The following is a 20,064-nucleotide window of genomic DNA, read 5'->3' on the forward strand; positions in this document are numbered from 1 at the left end:
TAGCCACTTCGGCGCGAGTCAGCTCTTTTTAAAATACGAAGGCATATATTTGTCTGAAAATTGACAAATAGAAGGAGGAGTTTTATGTGATTAAATATATTTTGAAAAGGCTGATGTATATACTTCTCGCGCTTTTCGTCATCGTAACGGTTACGTTTTTCTTAATGCGTCTCGCTCCTGGTAGTCCTTTCGCGAGTGAACGTAATTTCCCACCTCAAATTGAGGAGAAGTTAAACGAAACGTATGGATTAAATAACCCTTGGTATATTCAATATAAAGATTATTTAATCGATACGGCCACATTCAATTTCGGTGAGTCAATGAAATATAAAGCGCGTTCTACAAATGATATGATTTCTGAAAGTTTCCCTGTTTCATTAACATTAGGGATTGAAGCTATGCTATTAGCAGTTGGATTCGGTGTATTAATTGGCGTAGTTTCCGCGCTATATCATAATAGGTTCCCGGATTATTTGGCAACGTCCTTTGCGGTGCTCGGTATATCAGTACCTTCATTTATCTTAGCAGGTTTAATGCAGTATTTCTTAGCCTTTAAGCTAGGCTGGTTCCCTATTAGTGGGTGGAAGGGCTTTATTTATAGTATTTTACCAGCCCTTGCAATCGCTTTCTCACATATGGGCTTTATCGCAAAATTAACACGTTCAAGTATGCTTGAACAAAACAATAGTGATTATGTAAAAATGGCTCGTGCAAAAGGTATTGGTAAATGGACAATCGTATTCCGTCATACATTACGAAATGCCCTTCTGCCAGTCGTAACATACCTTGGTCCATTAACAGCTGGTGTTGTAACAGGTAGTTTCATTGTTGAGCAAATTTTCGCTATTCCTGGACTTGGGAAGCACTTCGTTCAAAGTATTACAAACCGTGACTATACAGTCATTATGGGTACGACGGTGTTCTATTCCATCATCCTTTTATTTGCGGTATTAATCGTTGATATTCTATATAGTGTGATTGATCCGCGTATTAAACTGAAAGGAGCGAAAAAATAATGACACAGCAACAAATTGAAAAAGATAAGTTTAAAATTGTTGGTGGCAATCATGAAGCAACGGAAAAATTAGCTGATAAATCAGTCTCCTTTTGGAAAGAAGTATTTCTCCGTTTCTCTCATAACAAATTAGCCATCATTGGGATAATCATTTTAATCATTGTTATTTTAATGGCTACATTCGTACCAATGCTTTCTCAATATAAAGCAAGTGATCAGCTAGGTGTTTACAATGCACCACCATCTGCACAATTTTGGTTTGGAACGGATGACCTTGGTCGTGATATTTTCGTTCGTATTTGGGAAGGCGCTCGTATTTCCCTATTTATCGGAATTGCTGCAGCGATTATTGACTTAATTATCGGTGTTTTATGGGGAAGTATTTCGGGCTTAGCAGGCGGTCGCGTTGATAACATCATGATGCGTATTGCTGACGTTTTAACAGCTGTACCTTACCTTCTAGTAGTAATCGTACTTTTAGTTGTTATGCAACCTGGTTTAATTCCTATGATTATTGCCCTGTCCATCACTGGATGGATTAACATGGCACGTATCGTTCGTGGTGAAGTACTATCTATTAAAAATCAAGAGTATGTTCTTGCCGCTCGTACATTAGGTGCTAGTACAGGCCATTTAATTATTAAACACTTAGTTCCGAATGCTCTTGGTGCAATCTTAGTAACGATGACGTTAACAATTCCATCTGCTATTTTCACTGAATCATTCCTAAGCTACCTTGGTCTTGGAGTGCCTGCTCCGACAGCTTCTTGGGGTACAATGGCCTCTGATGGTAATAAAGCTATTGCCAATGCTCCATGGCGCTTGATTTTCCCAGCAGTATTTATCTCACTAACAATCTTTGCGTTTAACGCAGTTGGTGACGGCTTACGTGACGCTCTAGATCCAAAACTACGTAAATAAGGAGGTGGCCGAAATGAGTAAAACAATTCTAGAAGTAAAAGATTTAAGAATTAACTTTAAAACTTATGCAGGGCTTGTCCGTGCTGTACGTGGTGTTAACTTTGATTTAAAGGAGGGTGAAACACTCGCTATAGTAGGTGAATCAGGCTCTGGTAAAAGTGTTACGAGTAATGCATTAATGAAACTAATTCCACAGCCACCTGGTATTTATGAGTCAGGACAAATTTTATTTAATGGTCGTGATTTAGTTCCATTAACTGATAAAGAAATGTCTAAAGTACGCGGAAATGAAATTGCAATGATTTTCCAAGACCCTATGACAAGTTTGAACCCAACAATGAAGGTCGGACGTCAAATAACTGAAGTCATTTTGCAACACAAAAAAGTTTCTAAAAATGAAGCGAAAAAACGTGCGATTGAGCTTTTAACACAGGTAGGTATCCCCTTCCCTGAAAAACGCTATAACCAATACCCACATGAATTTTCAGGTGGTATGCGTCAACGTGTTGTTATTGCCATTGCCCTTGCAGCTGATCCTAAGCTATTAATTGCAGATGAGCCGACAACAGCTCTAGACGTAACCATTCAAGCGCAAATTTTAGAATTAATGAAAGAAATTCAGAAAAACTCGAAAACATCTATCATTTTCATTACACACGATTTAGGTGTAGTGGCGAATATCGCTGACCGTGTAGCAGTAATGTACGCTGGACAAATCGTTGAATATGGTACTGTGAATGATATTTTCTATAATCCAAAGCATCCTTACACATGGGGTCTACTTGGTTCAATGCCAGATTTAGATAATGATACGGACGAGCTATTACGTACGATTCCAGGCTCACCACCCGATCTTACGAATCCACCTAAGGGTGATGCATTTGCAGCTCGTAACGAGTATGCTATGGCGATTGATTATGAACAAGAGCCACCAATGTTCCAAGTAAGTGAAACACATTTTGCAAAGACTTGGTTGTTGCATCCTGATGCACCAAAGATTCCTCTTCCAGATGCGGTTGCTAAACGTATTGAAGGGTATTTAGCAAAGGAGGCACAAGAAAATGACTAAAACTGGTGCGAAAAAAATTCTTGAAATCAAAAATTTACAGCAGCATTTTGGTTCGCCAAGTAATCCTATTAAAGCTGTAGATGGTATCAGCTTCGATGTTTACGAAGGTGAAACACTTGGTCTTGTGGGTGAATCAGGTTGTGGTAAGTCAACAACTGGTCGTTCAATCATTCGATTATATGATATTACAGGTGGCGAGATTGTTTTCGATGGTGAAAATGTCCATGGAAAAAAATCCAAAACTGAGTTGAAGAAATTTAACCGTCAAATGCAAATGATTTTCCAAGATCCTTATGCTTCTTTAAACCCTCGTATGACGGCTGGTGAGATCATTGGTGAAGCCTTTGATATTCATGGCCTTTACAAGGATAAAAAAGAACGTCGTGCAAAAATCCAAGAGTTACTTGAAGCTGTAGGTTTAAACAAAGAGCACGCGAATCGTTACGCACACGAATTCTCTGGTGGTCAACGTCAACGTATTGGGATTGCCCGTGCACTAAGTTTAGATCCTAAGTTTATCATTGCGGATGAGCCGATTTCTGCGCTAGACGTATCCATCCAAGCGCAAGTTGTTAACTTACTAAAACAACTACAAAAAGAACGTGGCTTAACATATCTTTTCATTGCCCATGACTTATCTATGGTAAAATACATCAGTGACCGTATTGCTGTAATGTACCGCGGTAAAATCATGGAAATCGGTAAAGCAGATGATATCTACAATCACCCTGTTCATCCGTATACAAAATCTTTATTATCAGCTATCCCACTTCCTGATCCAATGTCAGAGAAGCGCCGTCAACGTATTCAGTACAAGCATACAGAGGTTGACGAAAGTGCAACCTACCATGAAGTAGGTGACCAGCATTATGTTTATGGTACTGCTGATCTAGTAAAAACTTGGGTTGGGAATCGCTAAAAGCTATAACTCCTATCGACAGTATAAAAACTGTGATGGGAGTTTTTTTAATTTATACCCTCATTTAACTGTAGTCTAAACCTGCATAATAAGTAATTCTCTATATAAGGCATCTATACCAGACTTTCATAATTGTTATTGAATGTTTACAGTAAATTTTATTAACTTTTCTTCTTTCATTCACAGCATCCTGAAATAGGTTTTGAAAAAACAGTCTTTCTTCTATCAAGAAAGACTGCTTCTTTGATACCTATTATTTTATTGGAGCATCTGCTGTTAATTCAATATCTTGTAATTGTGTAGGATTTGCATAATCAACATTGTAATTTTTCACGCGCTTATTAACAGGAATAACTTCAGTTCTGAAGAATGTTGGAACTACCATTGCTTTATCACTCATATATTCTTGCCATTCACGGAAAGCTTTAGAGCGTTTTTCTTGATCCATAGCATCTTCTGAATCGATCGCTGCTAATAATTTTGTTAACTCAGGTGATACATAGCGGCTAAAGTTGAATTCAGCACCTACACTATATAAACCCGCTGGAGATGGATTTGTTCCTGTATTCCAAGCTGCCATAAACATATCGATCTCCGGATCATCTGCTTGTACTTTATCATAAAATGCATTGAACTCGATAAGACGTCCAGTTGTTAACTGTACATCTAAACCAACTTCTTTCCAATTTTGACGGAAGTATTCAACAATTGCTTCATCCGTTTCTGACCCAGCCATAGAAGCTAAACGAATAGAGAATTTTTTACCATCCTTATCTTCACGAATTCCATCACCATCAACATCTTTAAAACCAGCTTTATCTAATAACTCTTTTGCTTTTTCTGGATTGTAATGGTAACCCTCTAATGTTTCATCATAGAATGAGAATACTGGTGGAATTAAAGAGTTGCCACGTACACGCAAGCCTTGATAGAATTTTTCAGCAACTCCCTCAACATCTGTTGCGAACGCAATTGCTTGTCGTAACTCTACATTGTTCATTTTTGATTTTTCATCAAACACGTTTACTTTTGCTGTTGTATCATACTTTCCTAACTTAAAGCCGATATAAGAATATGACAATTCTGGTCGACCAAGTACAGAAATATTTTCTAAAGATTTAATACTATCAAATTGAGTAGTTGGATAAGATGTTGCTAGGTCATATTTCCCTGTTCTTAACGCCTCACCAATTGAAGTTGGTGGAACAACTTCGATTACAACTTTATCAACTTTCGGCTTTCCTTTAAAGTAATGTTCGTTAGCTACAAGTTGTACAGATTCACCATTAACAACTTTATCAAGTTTAAATGCGCCAAGAGTGACCGGATTTTTTCGTACTGCATCTGAAGCTAGTAAATCTTTTACTGGAATTGACTCTAATTGATGTTTTGGTTCTGCATAACCCCATAAGCCATCCCCACCATAATAAATTGCAGGTGATACTTTTTTAAATTGAATTTTAATTGATTTATCATCTACTTTTGTAATACCTGAGATTGTATCAGCCTTGCCATTATGATATTCTTCTGCCCCTACAATATTTCTGAAGTCATCATCGTAACGTACACCTGTATAATCAGGATGTCCAATAATTTCGTAAGGATATATTAAATCTTCTGCTGTTACTGGTGTACCATCAGACCATTTATAATCACCTTGCAATGTGACTGTTGCTGTTTTAGCATCAGTGTCAACTTCTAATTTTGCAGCGCCCTTATCAGTAATAAGGAAGTCACCATCAACGTCAAATATTGAATTTGTCATATATGCTAAAATATCTGAGTCATAGGCATCTTCATAAAGCTCATAGTTGAAAATCCCTTGGAATGGAGAGCTTGCTACAAGTCCTACGCGTAATGTACCACCTTGGATTGCGTCTCCTTCATTTGTTACCTCCATTGGAAGTAATGAATCATTAGTTGCCTCAGATTCACCAGATTTTTCTGTTTCACCCGACTTTTCTGTGTTATCTGTTTCTGAGCCTTTATCAGACCCACTGCCTCCACCACCATTGCAGGCTGCTAAAATTAGCATGAATGCAAAAAGTATAGATAGGAATAACCAATTCTTCTTCATGTGTAAATCCTCCCCTTTTATCCTAATCGTTGTTTTGCGTCAGCCGCACGTCTTAGCGCTTGACCAACATAATTTATACCAAGCATCAAAACTAAAATTAATAATGATGCGGGCAACCAAATCCACCATTTTGTAGATAATACTATCGGGTTTGTTGCATAGCTTACTAATGTCCCTAAGCTAGGTGTAGAAGGGGGTAATCCAAAGCCTAAAAATGATAGACCTGTTTCAATACCCACATTTCCAGCAAAGTTTAACGTTAACTCTACTATTAGCAACGAACTTAAATTTGGTAGTATCCCTTTAAACATAATGGCAAAATCACTAGTCCCCATTGTTTTCGAGGCACTCACATAATCTCTACGCCCTTCGGATAAAGCTTTACTTCGAACGAGGCGCGCAGTGCTTATCCATTGAAAGGCACTTAAAATCAAAATCAACTCTAAAACACCATATTTTGGAATAATTGTAACTAATACAATGATGATCATTAATGTTGGTAATGTCATAAGGAAATCAATGATACGCATAAATAGGTTATCAATAAAGCCACCATAATAGCCCATTATTATTCCTAGTGCAATTCCTAAAGCATTTGCAATAAGCGTGATCGCAATTGCAATTAAAATAGAGTTTTTGGCACCAATAATAAGCTGTCCATACATATCACGCCCAGCTTCATCAGCCCCTAAAATATATCCATTAACACCGGGTTCTGTAAATCGCTCTAATAATTTAATCCGTAATATCTCATCCTGATTCATAAAAGCAGACATAATTAATATCACAACTATAAGTAAAGTGATACCTATAAATGAAAATAATGCTAATTTATCTTTTCTGAATTCACGTATTACAACTTGAATTCCTGTTGGTGGATTACTTTCAACTTTCACTACATCATTTTTTTGCTCCATTTTATTCACCTCTCCTTATGCGTTCAATTTAGCTGCTAGTCTATGCGGATACGTGGATCAACAATGCTCATAATTATATCTGACAATAGACTACCTAATAACGCTAAGAAGCCATAAAGCATGACAAGAGCGGTAATAACACTATAATCGCGACTTGTTACAGAATGGATGAATAATTGCCCCATACCTGGGAAGCCAAAAATTGTCTCTATGAATATTGAGCCACCCAATAATCCTGTTATTGTAAAGCCAAGAAAGGCTGCAATTGGTAATAAGGAGTTACGGAAAATATGTCTTCTATAGATTATTTTCATTGGTACACCTTTACTACGTGCTGTTTTAACATAATCCTGTGTCTTAGCATCAATAATTTCTGAACGTAAGTACTGAATAATTGTAGTTGTAGCTAGTATTGCATATGTCATCGCAGGTAATATTAAATGATACAAGCGATTCCAATAATACTCGAGCGTTCCCGGCTCTACACCTACATCAACAGTTCCACTTGTCGGAAACCACATTAAACGATATCCAAAAATATATAAGAAAATTAAACCCAACACAAAGGTCGGTATTGCATAACTTATGAAGCTATACAAAGTAATCGACTTATCGTACAAAGTATCCTGTTTACGTCCCGCTATCATTCCTAATGGAATAGCTATTAAATAAACAAGAATAGTGCTAAGCAAAGCGAGCCAGAATGTGTTTAATGCACGCTCACCTATCAATGTGGACACTGCAAGTTTATATGTATAGCTTTGTCCAAAGTCCCCCTGAAAGGCATTGATTACCCAATGGTAATATTGAATATACCAAGGGTCATAGTAACCCGCTTGAATCCTTAGTTCTTCGATTCGTGCAGGGTCAGTTTCTGGAGTAATTAACCCTGTAAAAGGATCACCTGGCATTTGTTTTGCTAAAACAAAAATAATTAAACTTAGTACAAACATTTGAGGGATCATTAAAATAACTCTTCTAACAATTGTTTTCCACATTTCACATTCCCCCTGACATTGCAACCATATGTGTGTCTGAAATGGATTTCAGTGGGTAGACTTTTCCATGCTTATCATAATATTTATGTTGCTCTTTTTGATAATTTTCTTCTACTTTTTGTCGAATTAATTTACGTTCATCCCTAGTCTGTGGTTCGATATTTGGAATGGCTGATAAAAGGCGGTTCGTGTAAATATGCTGAGGATTCTTATAAATATCATGTCTTGTACCAGTTTCCACAAAGCGTCCTTTATACATAATAGAAATATAATCACACATATGTTTAACAACACCTAAATCATGAGAAATGAATAAGTAAGTAAGACCGTATTCATTTTGGATATCTTTCATAAAATTTAAGACCTGTGCTTGTACAGATAAATCTAACGCAGAAACAGGTTCATCAGCGATAATCATTTTAGGGTTACATGCAACCGCTCGTGCAATGCCAAGTCGCTGCTTTTGTCCACCTGAAAATTCATGGGGATATTTGAGTAAAACGTCCTCTGACATCCCTACAATTGCAAGCAACTCTTTAATACGTTTGCGCTCCTCTTGATCACTAAGCTTCATAAAATTTCGAATTGGCTCTGCTAGAATATCAAGAACGCGTTTTCTAGGGTTCATACTCGAATGAGAATCTTGAAAGATCATTTGAATATCTCTGTTATAGGCAGAATCACGCTTTCTCTGTTGATTTGTCACATTTTCGCCCTCATAAACGATTTGGCCAGAGGTAATTTTTTCTAAACCTATTATTGCTTTGCCTGTAGTAGACTTTCCAGATCCTGATTCTCCTACTAGTCCATAGGTTTTCCCTTTTTCAAACTCCATTGTCACACCATCTACTGCATAAACTCGATCAACAATGGTATTAAAAAATCCACCACGTATTGGATAATGAACATTTAAATCCTTAATTTGCATAAAGCTCATACAGTCCCGCCCCCTTCTTCACCTTCAAAATGAAAGTGTTTCCAGCAGGTACATCTCACAAAATGTCCTGGTGCAATTTCATGTAATTGTGGTTTTGTCTCGTGTGAAGATGCATCAATCCATGGGATTCGTCCTGAAAAACGACAACCTTCTCGAGGTAAATTTATTAAAGATGGTACCATCCCTTTAATGACTTCTAGTCTTTCATTTTCGCTATGTGTTTGTGGAATTGAATTTAATAGCGAACGAGTGTAAGGATGTCTTGGATTATTGAATAGTTCCTGAACTGGAGCTTCTTCAACTACTTCCCCTGCATACATAACTACAACTCGATCAGCCATCTCTGCTACAACACCCAAATCATGAGTAATGAGAATAATGCCTGTCTCCGTTTCAGTCTGCAATGTTTTTAATAGATCTAAAATTTGAGCCTGAATCGTAACATCTAAAGCTGTTGTCGGTTCATCTGCAATTAAAATAGTAGGCTTACATGATAAGGCAATAGCAATCATGACCCGCTGACGCATACCACCAGATAACTGATGTGGAAATTGTCTAGCCACACGGTTTGGGTTAGCGATACCAACTTGATTTAATAGTTCTAAAACTCTCTCTTCACGCTGTTGTTTTGTAAGCTTAGTATGATAGATTAATCCTTCTTCAATTTGTTCATTAATCCTCATTAATGGATTAAGTGCTGAAAGTGGGTCTTGAAAGATAAATCCTATGTCATTTCCACGTAAGTTATTAAATTGTTGTTCATTCAATTTAGCTAAATTTTGGTTATTATAAAAAATATCGCCAGATACCTTTGTATTTACTTCATTATGCAAGCCTACAATTGTAGTCGCTAAAGTACTTTTACCACAACCAGATTCTCCAACTATTGCTAATACCTCATTTTTTTTTAGCGAAAGTGAGACATCATCTACAGCAGCGTGGTATGTATCTTTAATTCGAAAACTTGTAGTCAAATTAGATATTGTTAATAAGTCTTTTGCTGTATTCAAACAATCTCTCCTCTATTATTCAATATTCTGAAAATAAAACTTGATACTTATATCAGAATCATATTTAACTTTTCTCTCCTATCCACTCCTTTTCTATTAGATAAGCGTGAATTTAATATTTTTTTTGCTTTAAATCATTAAATCACTGATAGAATTATCTGAAAATTAAACCGTGATATTATTTTAGCTAGAAAACATGTATAAACGCAAGTACATTTTTCAAATTATTACAAACCAAAATATAAATTTCCACCATACCTCTCTCTCAAAAAAATAGTAATTTTATTATTTCGATTTCAGAAACATTTTACTTTTTATTCTCAAAGTTACATTTCCTTCAAATAAATATTTTATAAATATAATAAATAGAATTTCTTACTATATTTTTTACAGAAATTAAATACCCAAAAATTCAATAAATTCAGTATTTTAAAGCAAAAATTAAAAATTACTTTTTATGAAAAAGTTATATTTTATTCATTTTTGTTTTCAATAAATAATTTTAGGCTTTAAAGTGCTAGTATTTCAAATTACTTTAAAAAAATAATTTAACAATTATAATTTATTGCTACCTTACATACTTCTTAATATCTCAAGTTGTTTACTTTTTTCTTTAATTTCAAATATAGAAATACTATTTAGAATATTATATGAGGCAATTACATGTTTTTATGTTAAAATTTTCAATAAAATAGTATTATCAAATATTGTATCAGTTTACGGATATAGAAAAGGGGGGTGTCAGTTATGGTAAAAATTAATGATGTTTGGTTTACAGTAGAAGAAATAAACAATGAAACATTCGCTATAAGTGAGTATGGACATTGGGAAAAAGTGCATTCCTTTTTATTGTTAGGAGACAACCGTGCGATTCTGATTGATACAGGTTTGGGAATTGATAATATTAATAGAATTATCCTACAATTAACTTCTTTGCCTATTACAGTTATTACAACTCATGTTCATTGGGATCATATTGGTAGTCATGGGCAGTTTGATGATATTTATGTTCATAAAGATGAAGTAGATTGGCTAATTAATGGAATACCTAAACTATCTATCGACCAGATTAGAAGAGATGTTGGCCGTAACATCACGTTACCTACACCAATAACGTTCGATCCATCGACCTACCAACCTTTTCAAGGGCAGCCTTCTGGTGTTCTAGAAGATGGAGATGTTTTGGATATAGGAAACCGAAAGCTTACTGTACTACATACCCCAGGGCATTCTCCAGGACATATTGCGCTTTTGGATTATAAATATGGTTATTTATTCACGGGAGATTTACTATATGATCAAGCGCCTATCTATGCCTTTTTCCCGACAACTAGCCCAGAGGACTTAGTTCAGTCTTTAGAAAGAATCGCTAACTTATCTTCTCTAACAAAAATTTTCGGCTCACATCATACACTAGGAGTTGATCCTTCTATCTTATTAGAAGTAAAAACGGCAGTTAAAATGCTACGTAAAAATAACCTTGTACGATTTGGTACAGGAATTCACCACTTTAATGGCTTTAGTATCCAATTTTAACTTATTTGTTTCCTATTTAATAGGAAGAAAAAACTGTTCCATAGATCATCAACTATGACCTATGGAACAGTTTGCAATTACAGCTCTCCAGCCTTTAACTTTCCATGCCACTCTTTTAAGAATGGAATATCCTCTTCTTTGATAGCGCCTGATTCATTTGCTGCTTCAATCAGATAATCAAAGTTTGTTAATGAAATGTATTGGATGCCAGCCTCATCAAATGCTTGTTCAGCGCGTGGAAGATTATATGTGTAAACACAAACAACTCCAAGCACCTCACAGCCTGCTGCGCGCAATGCTTCTACTGCTGTAATGGAAGAACCACCTGTAGAGACGATATCCTCCACAACCACTACTTTTTGTCCTGCTGCGTATTTTCCTTCAATTTGATTACCACGGCCATGCTCCTTCGCTTTAGAGCGTACATAAACCATTGGTAATTCTAAAATATCACTTACCCACGCCGCATGTGGGATACCTGCTGTAGCTGTTCCTGCTACAATTTCTGTCGCTCCGAAGTTTTCTTTGATGACAGAGGCTAAACCATTTGCTAATTGTTTACGAATAACTGGATCGGAAATTGTTAAACGTGTATCACAGTATATAGGTGATTTAATACCAGAAGCCCATGTAAATAGCTCTGTAGGATTTAATTCTACTGCTCCAACCTTTAACATAGCGTGTGCAATTTCATTTTGTAATGTCATAATTTATGCCTCCCATAATTCACTTACGATTTTATATGCTGCTACTGGATCCTGTGCACCTGTTACAGCACGGCCAACGACGATGAGTGATGAACCATCACGCTTTGCCCCATCAGGTGTTGCTATACGTTTTTGATCGTGTGCAGCACCTCCAGCTAAACGAATTCCAGGTGTGACACGTAGAAACTCATCTCCACACACCTCAGCAATCGCCTTGGCCTCATGGACAGAGCAAACAACACCTTGTAAGCCAGCTTCCTTTGACAGCCCTGCGTAGTGTAGGACAGACTCTTGCAATGAAAGAGCAATTTTTTGTTCTGCTTGCATTTGTTCTTCTGTTGTGGATGTTAATTGCGTAACGGCTATTAGTGCAGGACGTTCTTTGCCTGTTGGTGTTCCTGCTTCAAGTCCTTCTAGAGCTGCTTCCATCATAGGACGTCCGCCCGCAGCATGGACATTAACTAAATCTACCCCTAATTTTGCTAACCCCTTCATCGCAGAGCCTACTGTATTTGGGATATCATGTAATTTTAAATCAAGGAAAATATCATGACCTAAATCCTTTACTTTGCGTACGATATCAGGTCCCTCTTGCATATATAATTCCATTCCAATTTTCACGAAAAGAGGCTCGTCGAACTTTTTAAGAAAATCGAATACTTCTTTTTCTCCTGGAAAATCAAGAGCTAGTATAGGTTTCGTATTCATCAACGATGGCTCCTTCCAATAATCTCTGTTATATATTCTACACCTAATGCATCCAGCTTTGCTGGTAATTCTTCAATAATGTTCGGACAAACGAAATGGTCAACAAAGTTAGCTGTTCCTACTGCAACAGCTGACGCACCTGCGGACATAAAATCAATGACATCCTGTGCTTCCGTAACACCGCCCATACCAATTATGGGAATATTGACAGCCTTGTACACCTCATAAACCATTCGTATTGCTACAGGTTTTACAGCAGGACCAGACAGTCCACCTGTGCCATTAGCTATGACTGGCTTACCTGTACGCTCATCTAAACGCATACCAACCAATGTATTAATCATGGTAATACCATCTGCTCCACCTGCTTCAACAGCTAGGGCAATATCAACGATGTTCGTCACGTTGGGTGATAACTTCACATAGACTGGCACTTCTGACACAGCCTTGACAGCCTTGACAAGCTCACGTGCAGTGGCAGGATCTGTTCCAAATTGAATACCACCACATTTCACATTAGGGCACGAAATATTCAGCTCCAACGCTTTAACATTTGAAGCTGTTGAAATACGGCGTGCTACTTCTACATAGTCTGCTGTCTCTGTTCCAGCAACATTGGCGATGATGGGCACATTATAATCCTCTAAAAATTTTAATTCCTCATTCATCACTTTTTCAATGCCTGGATTTTGTAGACCAATGGCATTTAACATCCCCGCTGCTGTTTCGGCAACACGTGGCGTAGGGTTACCTGCACGCGTTTCGACCGTTGTTGCCTTAATCATGATAGCCCCTAGTATAGATAAATCATAAAGCTGTGCATATTCACGACCAAAGCCAAAGCAACCTGAGGCTGGCATAATAGGATTTTTTAAATCTAAACCTGGTATTTGAATAGTTAAACGACTCATAGTGCCACCGTTCCTTTCGGGAAAACTGGACCATCAGAGCAAACTTTAACATAGTCTTTTTCAACCTGATCAGTTGTTTTGCATACACATGCAAAACAAGCTCCAATACCACAGCCCATACGTTCTTCAAATGATAAATAGCCCTCTTTTTCAGGATAAAAGCCTTCTAATGCTCTTAACATTGGTAAGGGTCCGCAGGAATAAAAAACATCAAATTCAGGAGCATGAGACTCTAAAACTGTTGTTACAAAGCCTTTTGTACCTTTCGAGCCATCCACCGTAACATAATGCGTTTCACCAAGTGCACTAAATTCATCCTCATAAAAGCAAACGTCTTTTGTTTGGAAGCCTAAGACGTGGATTGTTTTCACACCACGAGCATTCAATTGCTTAGCTAGCTCATGTAATGGAGGGACACCAATGCCACCACCAACTAGTAGTGCAGTACCTCCCTCTTGCACCGCTTCTACTGGGAAACCATTCCCAATTGGTCCAAGTACGTTGACCAGCTGACCTTCTCGATTTGTTGCCAGAACTTTCGTACCACGCCCCTCAGCACGATAGATCATTGTAAACTCATTGTTGTCTTTATCAATATTTGCAATACTAATTGGTCGACGTAAAAGCGGCTCCAGTGAATCCGACACCTTTACATGGACAAACTGGCCAGGAGTCATCTCCTGAACCAGTTCACCATGAAGTGTCAGTTCGAAAATGTTTGTCGCAATTTGCTTTTGAGAGACGACCGTCATTTTCTCTTGACGTATCATATTAGTGTACTACCTCCGCTTTTGGCATTTGTTCTGCTGTAAATGTCATAGATTCGATAACACATACCATTGCTTCTGCTGTATCTAAAGATGTTAGACAAGGTACACCATTTTCTACAGACTCACGACGAATTCGGAAGCCGTCCCGAGCTGGTTGCTTGCCTTTTGTTAAAGTGTTGACAACAAGCTGAGCTTCCCCATTTTGGATAAGGTCAATCAATGTTTGTCCTTTCGCCCCAATCTTGCCTACTACATCAGTTCGTACGCCTGCTGCTTCAAATGCTTTTGCTGTACCTTCAGTTGCTACAATGCGATAGCCTACTGTTGAGAAGCGTTTTGCTAATGCAATCGCTTCTTCCTTATCTTTATCAGACACAGTGAATAATACTGTACCTTCTGTTCGTATTTCCATACCTGCTGCAACTAAGCCTTTATAAAGAGCTTTTTCTAATGTTGCATCTTTCCCCATTACTTCACCAGTAGATTTCATTTCAGGTCCTAATGTAATGTCTACACGTCGTAATTTAGCGAATGAGAACACTGGTACTTTTACAAATACACCTCTTTGCTCAGCTGCTAGGCCTGTTGGATAGCCTTGCTCTACAATGGATTTGCCAAGGATTGCTTTTGTTGCAATATTAGCCATTGGGATATTTGTAATCTTACTTAGGAATGGTACTGTACGTGATGAACGTGGGTTCACCTCGATAACAAATACTTCGTTTTGTGAAATCACATATTGGATGTTCATTAAGCCGATGATGCCTAGCCCCTTCGCAAGACGAGTTGTATAGTCAACTAATGTATCTTTTTGTGCTTGTGTTAATTTTTGCGGTGGGTAAACAGAGATCGAGTCACCAGAGTGAACTCCTGCACGCTCGATATGCTCCATAATACCTGGAATTAACACATTTTCACCGTCACAGATAGCATCTACTTCAATTTCCTGTCCTGTTAAGTAACGGTCTACTAATACTGGATGATCTGGAGATGCCTCTACCGCGTTTTCCATATAGTGCTGTAATTCTTCTTGGTTATAAACAATTTCCATTGCACGTCCACCAAGTACATAAGAAGGGCGAACAAGCACTGGGAAGCCTAGACGCTCACCAATGACAAGAGCTTCCTCTGTAGAAACCGCTGTTTCTCCTTGAGGTTGTGGAATATCTAATTCACGTAGCGCCTGCTCAAATTTATCTCGGTTTTCTGCGCGATCTATATCCTCAAGAGACGTACCTAAGATTTTCACGCCATTAGCAGCTAATTTATCAGCAAGGTTAATAGCCGTTTGACCACCGAATTGAACAACTACACCAATTGGTTGTTCTAAGTCGATAATATGCATAACGTCCTCAATTGTTAGTGGTTCAAAGTATAATTTATCGGAAATTGAGAAGTCTGTTGACACTGTTTCTGGATTTGAGTTAATGATGATCGCTTCATAACCCGCTTCTTGAATCGCCCATACTGAGTGTACTGTGGCGTAGTCAAATTCTACCCCTTGGCCAATACGGATTGGACCTGAACCAAGTACCACCACAGAAGGTTTTTCTGACTTAATCGATTCATTTTCGTCTTCATATGTGCCATAGAAATATGGTGTTTCTGATTCAAATTCTGCTGCACATGTATCCACCATTTTATAGACTGGCATAATACCATGCTCTTTACGATAAGCATACAGTTCTTCTGGTGTTGTTTCCCAAAGCTCAGCAATTTTCTTATCTGCAAAGCCTAAACGTTTAGCTGTTCGTAGTACATCTTGGTCATTCTTATTGTCGGCAAGCGTTTGTTCCATATCCACAATATTTTTAAATTTATTTAAGAAGAATAGATCGATTGCTGACCATTCATGAATTTGTTCAATTGTTACACCTCGACGTAAAGCTTCACCGATGAAGAATAGACGTTCATCCCCAGCCTTGCGTATACGTTTTTCAATCCAAGAATCTGAATTTTCTTCAGCATGTTTTAACTCTAAGTGTACTTGACCTGTCTCAAGAGAACGAACCGCTTTTAGCATAGCTTCCTCAAAAGTACGACCTAACGCCATTACTTCACCAGTAGCTTTCATTTGCGTACCAAGATTACGTTTAGCAGATTCGAATTTATCGAATGGCCAGCGAGGAATTTTTGCTACGATATAGTCCAGTGCAGGCTCAAAACAAGCATATGTTGAGCCAGTTACAGGGTTCTTAATTTCATCTAACGTTAAGCCTACTGCAATTTTAGCGGCTAGCTTAGCAATTGGATAACCTGTTGCTTTTGATGCTAAAGCAGATGAACGAGAGACACGTGGATTTACTTCAATCACATAGTAATTAAAGCTATATGGATCAAGTGCAAGCTGTACGTTACAGCCACCTTCAATTTTTAATGCGCGAATAATATCGAGTGAAATATTACGTAGCATTTGGTTTTCGCGATCGGATAGTGTTTGCGTTGGTGCAACAACGATTGAGTCACCTGTATGAATTCCAACTGGGTCAACGTTTTCCATATTACATACAACGATGGCATTGTCAGCTGCATCACGCATTACTTCGTATTCAATTTCTTTATAGCCTGCGATTGATTTCTCTAATAGACATTGCGTTACAGGTGAATATTTTAAACCCGATGTCACAATTTCTTCTAAGTCTTGATCGTTATAGCAAATACCGCCCCCTGTACCGCCAAGTGTAAAGGCAGGTCGAACAATGACAGGATAGCCAATTTTCGCAACAAATCTTTTCGCTTCATCTAAGTTATGAATAATATCAGATTCAGGAACTGGTGCTCCTAACTCATACATTAAATTACGGAATAAATCACGGTCCTCTGCTTTATGGATGGCATCTAATTTAGTACCAAGGATTTCAATCCCAAGCTCATCTAAAATACCTGATTTGTCTAATTCGATCGCCATATTTAGGCCCGTTTGACCACCAAGTGTTGGTAAAATCGCGTCTGGGCGTTCTTTACGTAATATACGCGATACAAAATCAAGAGTAATTGGCTCAATATAGACTTTGTCTGCAATTTCTGTATCTGTCATGATTGTAGCAGGGTTTGAGTTGATTAAAATAACGCGGTAGCCCTCTTCTTTTAATGAAAGACATGCTTGTGTTCCTGCATAGTCAAATTCTGCTGCTTGTCCGATAACAATTGGGCCTGAGCCGATTACTAAAATAGTTTCAATATCTGTACGTTTAGGCATGTTGTTTCCCCTTCCCTGCTTCTACTTCCATCATTTCGATGAATTCGTCAAATAAGTGGTTTGAATCTTCTGGACCTGGTGATGCTTCTGGGTGATATTGCACTGTGAAAATTGGATATTTTTTATGACGCACACCTTCACATGTTCCATCATTTAACGCGATATGTGTTAATTCTAAATCGGTATCTTTTAATGATTCAATATCGATGGCATAGCCATGGTTCTGAGATGTTAAATCTGTACGACCTGTGCGTAAATCTTTTACTGGATGGTTACCACCACGGTGACCAAATGGTAATTTAAAGGCTTTCGCACCACTTGCTAAAGAAAAGATTTGATGGCCTAAACAAATACCGAACATTGGCACTTTTCCAATTAAGTTACGTACTGTTTCAATGCCTTCTTGAACATCTTCAGGATTTCCTGGTCCATTTGACAGCATGATGCCATCTGGATGCCAAGCTAAAATTTCATCAGCTGACGTATTATAAGGTACTACTAGCACATCACAATCACGTTTGTTTAATTCACGTAAAATCCCATGCTTCATTCCATAATCAATTAGGACAACTCGTTTACCACGCCCTGGAGATGGATAGGCCGCTTTTGGTGATACTTCACGAACATGGTGCGTAATGGCTGGCGTTGCTTGTAATTGTGCTACTATTTCATCCACATTTACTTCTTCATCAGCAGCTGTCAAAATCGCTTTTACGGAACCTTTACTACGGATAATACGTGTTAATTTTCGTGTATCAATCCCTTCAATTCCTGGGATATCCTTTGATGTCAAATAATCATCTAAAGTTAAATCACAGCGGAAATTTGAAGGATTTTTAGCTAATTCACGTACAACAAATCCACGAATTGCTGGCGTAATCGATTCAAAGTCATCACGGTTAATGCCGTAATTACCAACTAAAGGATAAGTTAAAGTGACAATTTGTCCATAGAATGAAGGATCTGAAATCGTTTCCTGATAACCCGTCATCCCTGTTGTGAATACAACCTCACCTTGTGAAGCGCGCTCGCTACCAAATGCTGTACCTGTGAATACTGTGCCATCTTCTAAAACTAGTAAACGTTTTTTCATTACTCTGCCTCCTGATATACGATATTGCCTTCAAAAATCGTTAGTACTGGCCAACCCTTTGCCACCCAGCCGTTGAATGGTGTATTACGACCTTTTGATACAAAGCCTTCTGCATCAATCGTTTGTTCTTTTTGAATATCAATTAAAATCATATCAGCTGAAGCACCCACTTCTAATGTGCCATATGGCAGATCAAAAATCTCAGCTGCTTTCACTGTCATCCAATCAATTAATTGTTTTAACGTCCACTTTCCTGTTTCTACAAACTGTGTATAAAGTAGTGGGAAAGCTGTTTCGAAACCTACAATACCAAATGGTGCGCCAACCATACCGCAGCATTTTTCTTCTATTGTGTGTGGCGCATGATCTGTTGCAATGCAGTCGATTGTGCCATCAAGTAGTGCTGCATGTAGAGAATCTTTATCATCAGCTGCGCGTAATGGTGGGTTCATTTTCCAATTAGCATCATCAGATGGAATATCCATTTCTTCTAGTAATAAATGATGTGGACAAACTTCTGCTGTGACACGGATTCCTGCAGCCTTTGCATCTCTTACCGCACGCACAGATTCCTTCGTTGATACGTGACAAACATGGTAACGAGCGCCTGCTGCTTCTGCAAGTAGGACATCTCGTGCAATTTGTACGGATTCACAAATGGAAGGTATTCCTGGGAGGCCTAGCTCTTTATTACGCTTTCCTTCATGCATCACACCATCATAGATTAATGAGTTGTCCTCACAATGGGCTACAACGACCATATCGTGCTGGGCCGCATCTTTCATTTGCTCATACATCGTTGAGGCTAGCTGGATACCAACACCATCATCTGAGAATGCCACTGCTCCATGTGCTTTTAGTTCTTCAATATTTGTTCGAACCTCACCTGATATATCCTTTGTTAGGGAACCGTATGGGAGTACTCGAATAACCGCGCTGTCCTTAATGAGCCCATTGATGAGTTTCATGTTTTCAACCGAATCAGGTACTGGCTTTGTATTAGGCATTGCGCAAATTGTCGTAAAGCCACCTTTTGCTGCTGAAGCCGAGCCTGTTGCAATGGTTTCCTTATGCTCAAATCCTGGCTCTCGTAAATGTGTATGAACATCGATAAAGCCTGGTGCTACGATTAAACCATGTCCTTCAATCAGTTCTGCACCTGCTACAGTCACATCTAGACCAATAGCCGTAATCTTTCCGTCTGCCATTGCAATATTGACTGTCTTCAATTCACCTTGTTCATCTAGCATTTGTACATTTTGAAGTACCTTTGTCAT

At 38.1% G+C, this 20,064-nt stretch carries 17 protein-coding genes; 5 read left to right on the plus strand and 12 right to left on the minus strand.

Annotation, left to right across the window (positions count from 1 at the left end; translation table 11 throughout):
* The first annotated feature begins 86 nt into the window (after positions 1–86).
* Genes JIN86_RS15750 through JIN86_RS15765 form a run of 4 tightly spaced genes read left to right on the plus strand, consistent with a single transcriptional unit; the run spans position 87 to position 3,924 of the window.
* Positions 87–1,016, plus strand: coding sequence for an ABC transporter permease (locus tag JIN86_RS15750; protein ID WP_004227372.1), 930 nt, complete (start codon positions 87–89; stop codon positions 1,014–1,016).
* Positions 1,016–1,936 carry an ABC transporter permease gene (locus JIN86_RS15755; protein WP_004227369.1) on the plus strand — a complete coding sequence of 307 codons (921 nt, stop codon included), beginning with the start codon at positions 1,016–1,018 and terminating at the stop codon, positions 1,934–1,936. Before JIN86_RS15750 ends, JIN86_RS15755 begins: the two co-directional genes overlap by 1 nt.
* Positions 1,937–1,949: 13 nt before the next feature.
* Positions 1,950–3,005, plus strand: coding sequence for an ABC transporter ATP-binding protein (locus JIN86_RS15760; protein WP_004227367.1), 1,056 nt, complete (start codon positions 1,950–1,952; stop codon positions 3,003–3,005).
* Positions 2,998–3,924: an ABC transporter ATP-binding protein gene (locus JIN86_RS15765; RefSeq protein WP_004227365.1), complete on the plus strand. Its 927-nt coding sequence runs from the start codon at positions 2,998–3,000 to the stop codon at positions 3,922–3,924. Before JIN86_RS15760 ends, JIN86_RS15765 begins: the two co-directional genes overlap by 8 nt.
* Positions 3,925–4,177: 253 nt before the next feature.
* On the opposite strand, the gene JIN86_RS15770 is transcribed toward JIN86_RS15765, so the two are convergent.
* From JIN86_RS15770 to JIN86_RS15790, 5 genes are read right to left on the minus strand one after another with little or no spacing between them, the layout of a single operon-like run.
* Positions 4,178–6,001: an oligopeptide ABC transporter substrate-binding protein gene (locus tag JIN86_RS15770; RefSeq protein ID WP_004227364.1), complete on the minus strand. Its 1,824-nt coding sequence runs from the start codon at positions 5,999–6,001 to the stop codon at positions 4,178–4,180.
* A 17-nt stretch (positions 6,002–6,018) separates the two neighbouring features.
* Complete coding sequence (locus JIN86_RS15775; protein ID WP_004227363.1) at positions 6,019–6,918, minus strand: ABC transporter permease; 900 nt, start codon at positions 6,916–6,918, stop codon at positions 6,019–6,021.
* A 35-nt stretch (positions 6,919–6,953) separates the two neighbouring features.
* Entirely contained in the window at positions 6,954–7,916 is a 963-nt protein-coding gene (gene opp4B / locus JIN86_RS15780) for an oligopeptide ABC transporter permease (RefSeq protein WP_004227362.1), read from the minus strand.
* Between the two features lies 1 nt (position 7,917).
* Positions 7,918–8,853: an ATP-binding cassette domain-containing protein gene (locus tag JIN86_RS15785; protein WP_202342367.1), complete on the minus strand. Its 936-nt coding sequence runs from the start codon at positions 8,851–8,853 to the stop codon at positions 7,918–7,920.
* Entirely contained in the window at positions 8,850–9,863 is a 1,014-nt protein-coding gene (locus tag JIN86_RS15790; RefSeq protein ID WP_004227360.1) for an ABC transporter ATP-binding protein, read from the minus strand. The genes JIN86_RS15785 and JIN86_RS15790 overlap by 4 nt, the downstream gene beginning before the upstream one ends.
* Before the next feature lie 747 nt (positions 9,864–10,610).
* On the opposite strand from JIN86_RS15790, the gene JIN86_RS15795 reads away from it, so the two are divergent.
* The gene (locus tag JIN86_RS15795; protein ID WP_009373531.1) at positions 10,611–11,399 is read left to right on the plus strand and encodes an MBL fold metallo-hydrolase; all 789 of its coding nucleotides are present in this window, start codon (positions 10,611–10,613) and stop codon (positions 11,397–11,399) included.
* A gap of 77 nt (positions 11,400–11,476) precedes the next feature.
* Here JIN86_RS15795 and pyrE read toward each other — a convergent pair whose 3' ends face one another.
* From pyrE to JIN86_RS15830, 7 genes are read right to left on the minus strand one after another with little or no spacing between them, the layout of a single operon-like run.
* A complete protein-coding gene (gene pyrE / locus JIN86_RS15800; protein ID WP_004227358.1) occupies positions 11,477–12,106 on the minus strand; it encodes an orotate phosphoribosyltransferase in 630 nt (209 codons plus the stop codon).
* Positions 12,107–12,109: 3 nt separating this feature from the next.
* The gene (gene pyrF, locus JIN86_RS15805; RefSeq protein ID WP_004227357.1) at positions 12,110–12,814 is read right to left on the minus strand and encodes an orotidine-5'-phosphate decarboxylase; all 705 of its coding nucleotides are present in this window, start codon (positions 12,812–12,814) and stop codon (positions 12,110–12,112) included.
* A complete protein-coding gene (locus JIN86_RS15810; RefSeq protein WP_004227356.1) occupies positions 12,814–13,725 on the minus strand; it encodes a dihydroorotate dehydrogenase in 912 nt (303 codons plus the stop codon). Before JIN86_RS15810 ends, pyrF begins: the two co-directional genes overlap by 1 nt.
* Entirely contained in the window at positions 13,722–14,495 is a 774-nt protein-coding gene (locus JIN86_RS15815) for a dihydroorotate dehydrogenase electron transfer subunit (RefSeq protein ID WP_004227355.1), read from the minus strand. The genes JIN86_RS15810 and JIN86_RS15815 overlap by 4 nt, the downstream gene beginning before the upstream one ends.
* Before the next feature lies 1 nt (position 14,496).
* Positions 14,497–17,694, minus strand: coding sequence for a carbamoyl-phosphate synthase large subunit (gene carB / locus JIN86_RS15820; RefSeq protein ID WP_202342368.1), 3,198 nt, complete (start codon positions 17,692–17,694; stop codon positions 14,497–14,499).
* Positions 17,687–18,787, minus strand: a complete 1,101-nt coding sequence (gene carA / locus JIN86_RS15825) for a glutamine-hydrolyzing carbamoyl-phosphate synthase small subunit (protein WP_004227353.1) — start codon at positions 18,785–18,787, stop codon at positions 17,687–17,689. Before carA ends, carB begins: the two co-directional genes overlap by 8 nt.
* On the minus strand, positions 18,787–20,064 hold the full coding sequence (locus tag JIN86_RS15830) for a dihydroorotase (RefSeq protein ID WP_202342369.1): 1,278 nt from the start codon (positions 20,062–20,064) through the stop codon (positions 18,787–18,789). Before JIN86_RS15830 ends, carA begins: the two co-directional genes overlap by 1 nt.

Origin of the sequence: Lysinibacillus sp. HST-98, assembly GCF_016757845.1 — a bacterium.
GTDB lineage: Bacteria > Bacillota > Bacilli > Bacillales_A > Planococcaceae > Lysinibacillus > Lysinibacillus capsici.

Coding starts and splice junctions, on each gene's coding strand:
- JIN86_RS15785 (WP_202342367.1), bottom strand. CDS start 8,853: ATGAGCTTTATGCAAATTAAGGATTTAAATGTTCATTATCCAATACGT.
- carA (WP_004227353.1), bottom strand. CDS start 18,787: ATGAAAAAACGTTTACTAGTTTTAGAAGATGGCACAGTATTCACAGGT.
- pyrF (WP_004227357.1), bottom strand. CDS start 12,814: ATGAATACGAAACCTATACTAGCTCTTGATTTTCCAGGAGAAAAAGAA.
- JIN86_RS15770 (WP_004227364.1), bottom strand. CDS start 6,001: ATGAAGAAGAATTGGTTATTCCTATCTATACTTTTTGCATTCATGCTA.
- JIN86_RS15760 (WP_004227367.1), top strand. CDS start 1,950: ATGAGTAAAACAATTCTAGAAGTAAAAGATTTAAGAATTAACTTTAAA.
- JIN86_RS15775 (WP_004227363.1), bottom strand. CDS start 6,918: ATGGAGCAAAAAAATGATGTAGTGAAAGTTGAAAGTAATCCACCAACA.
- pyrE (WP_004227358.1), bottom strand. CDS start 12,106: ATGACATTACAAAATGAAATTGCACACGCTATGTTAAAGGTTGGAGCA.
- JIN86_RS15795 (WP_009373531.1), top strand. CDS start 10,611: ATGGTAAAAATTAATGATGTTTGGTTTACAGTAGAAGAAATAAACAAT.
- carB (WP_202342368.1), bottom strand. CDS start 17,694: ATGCCTAAACGTACAGATATTGAAACTATTTTAGTAATCGGCTCAGGC.
- JIN86_RS15765 (WP_004227365.1), top strand. CDS start 2,998: ATGACTAAAACTGGTGCGAAAAAAATTCTTGAAATCAAAAATTTACAG.
- opp4B (WP_004227362.1), bottom strand. CDS start 7,916: ATGTGGAAAACAATTGTTAGAAGAGTTATTTTAATGATCCCTCAAATG.
- JIN86_RS15815 (WP_004227355.1), bottom strand. CDS start 14,495: ATGATACGTCAAGAGAAAATGACGGTCGTCTCTCAAAAGCAAATTGCG.
- JIN86_RS15810 (WP_004227356.1), bottom strand. CDS start 13,725: ATGAGTCGTTTAACTATTCAAATACCAGGTTTAGATTTAAAAAATCCT.
- JIN86_RS15755 (WP_004227369.1), top strand. CDS start 1,016: ATGACACAGCAACAAATTGAAAAAGATAAGTTTAAAATTGTTGGTGGC.
- JIN86_RS15830 (WP_202342369.1), bottom strand. CDS start 20,064: ATGACAAAGGTACTTCAAAATGTACAAATGCTAGATGAACAAGGTGAA.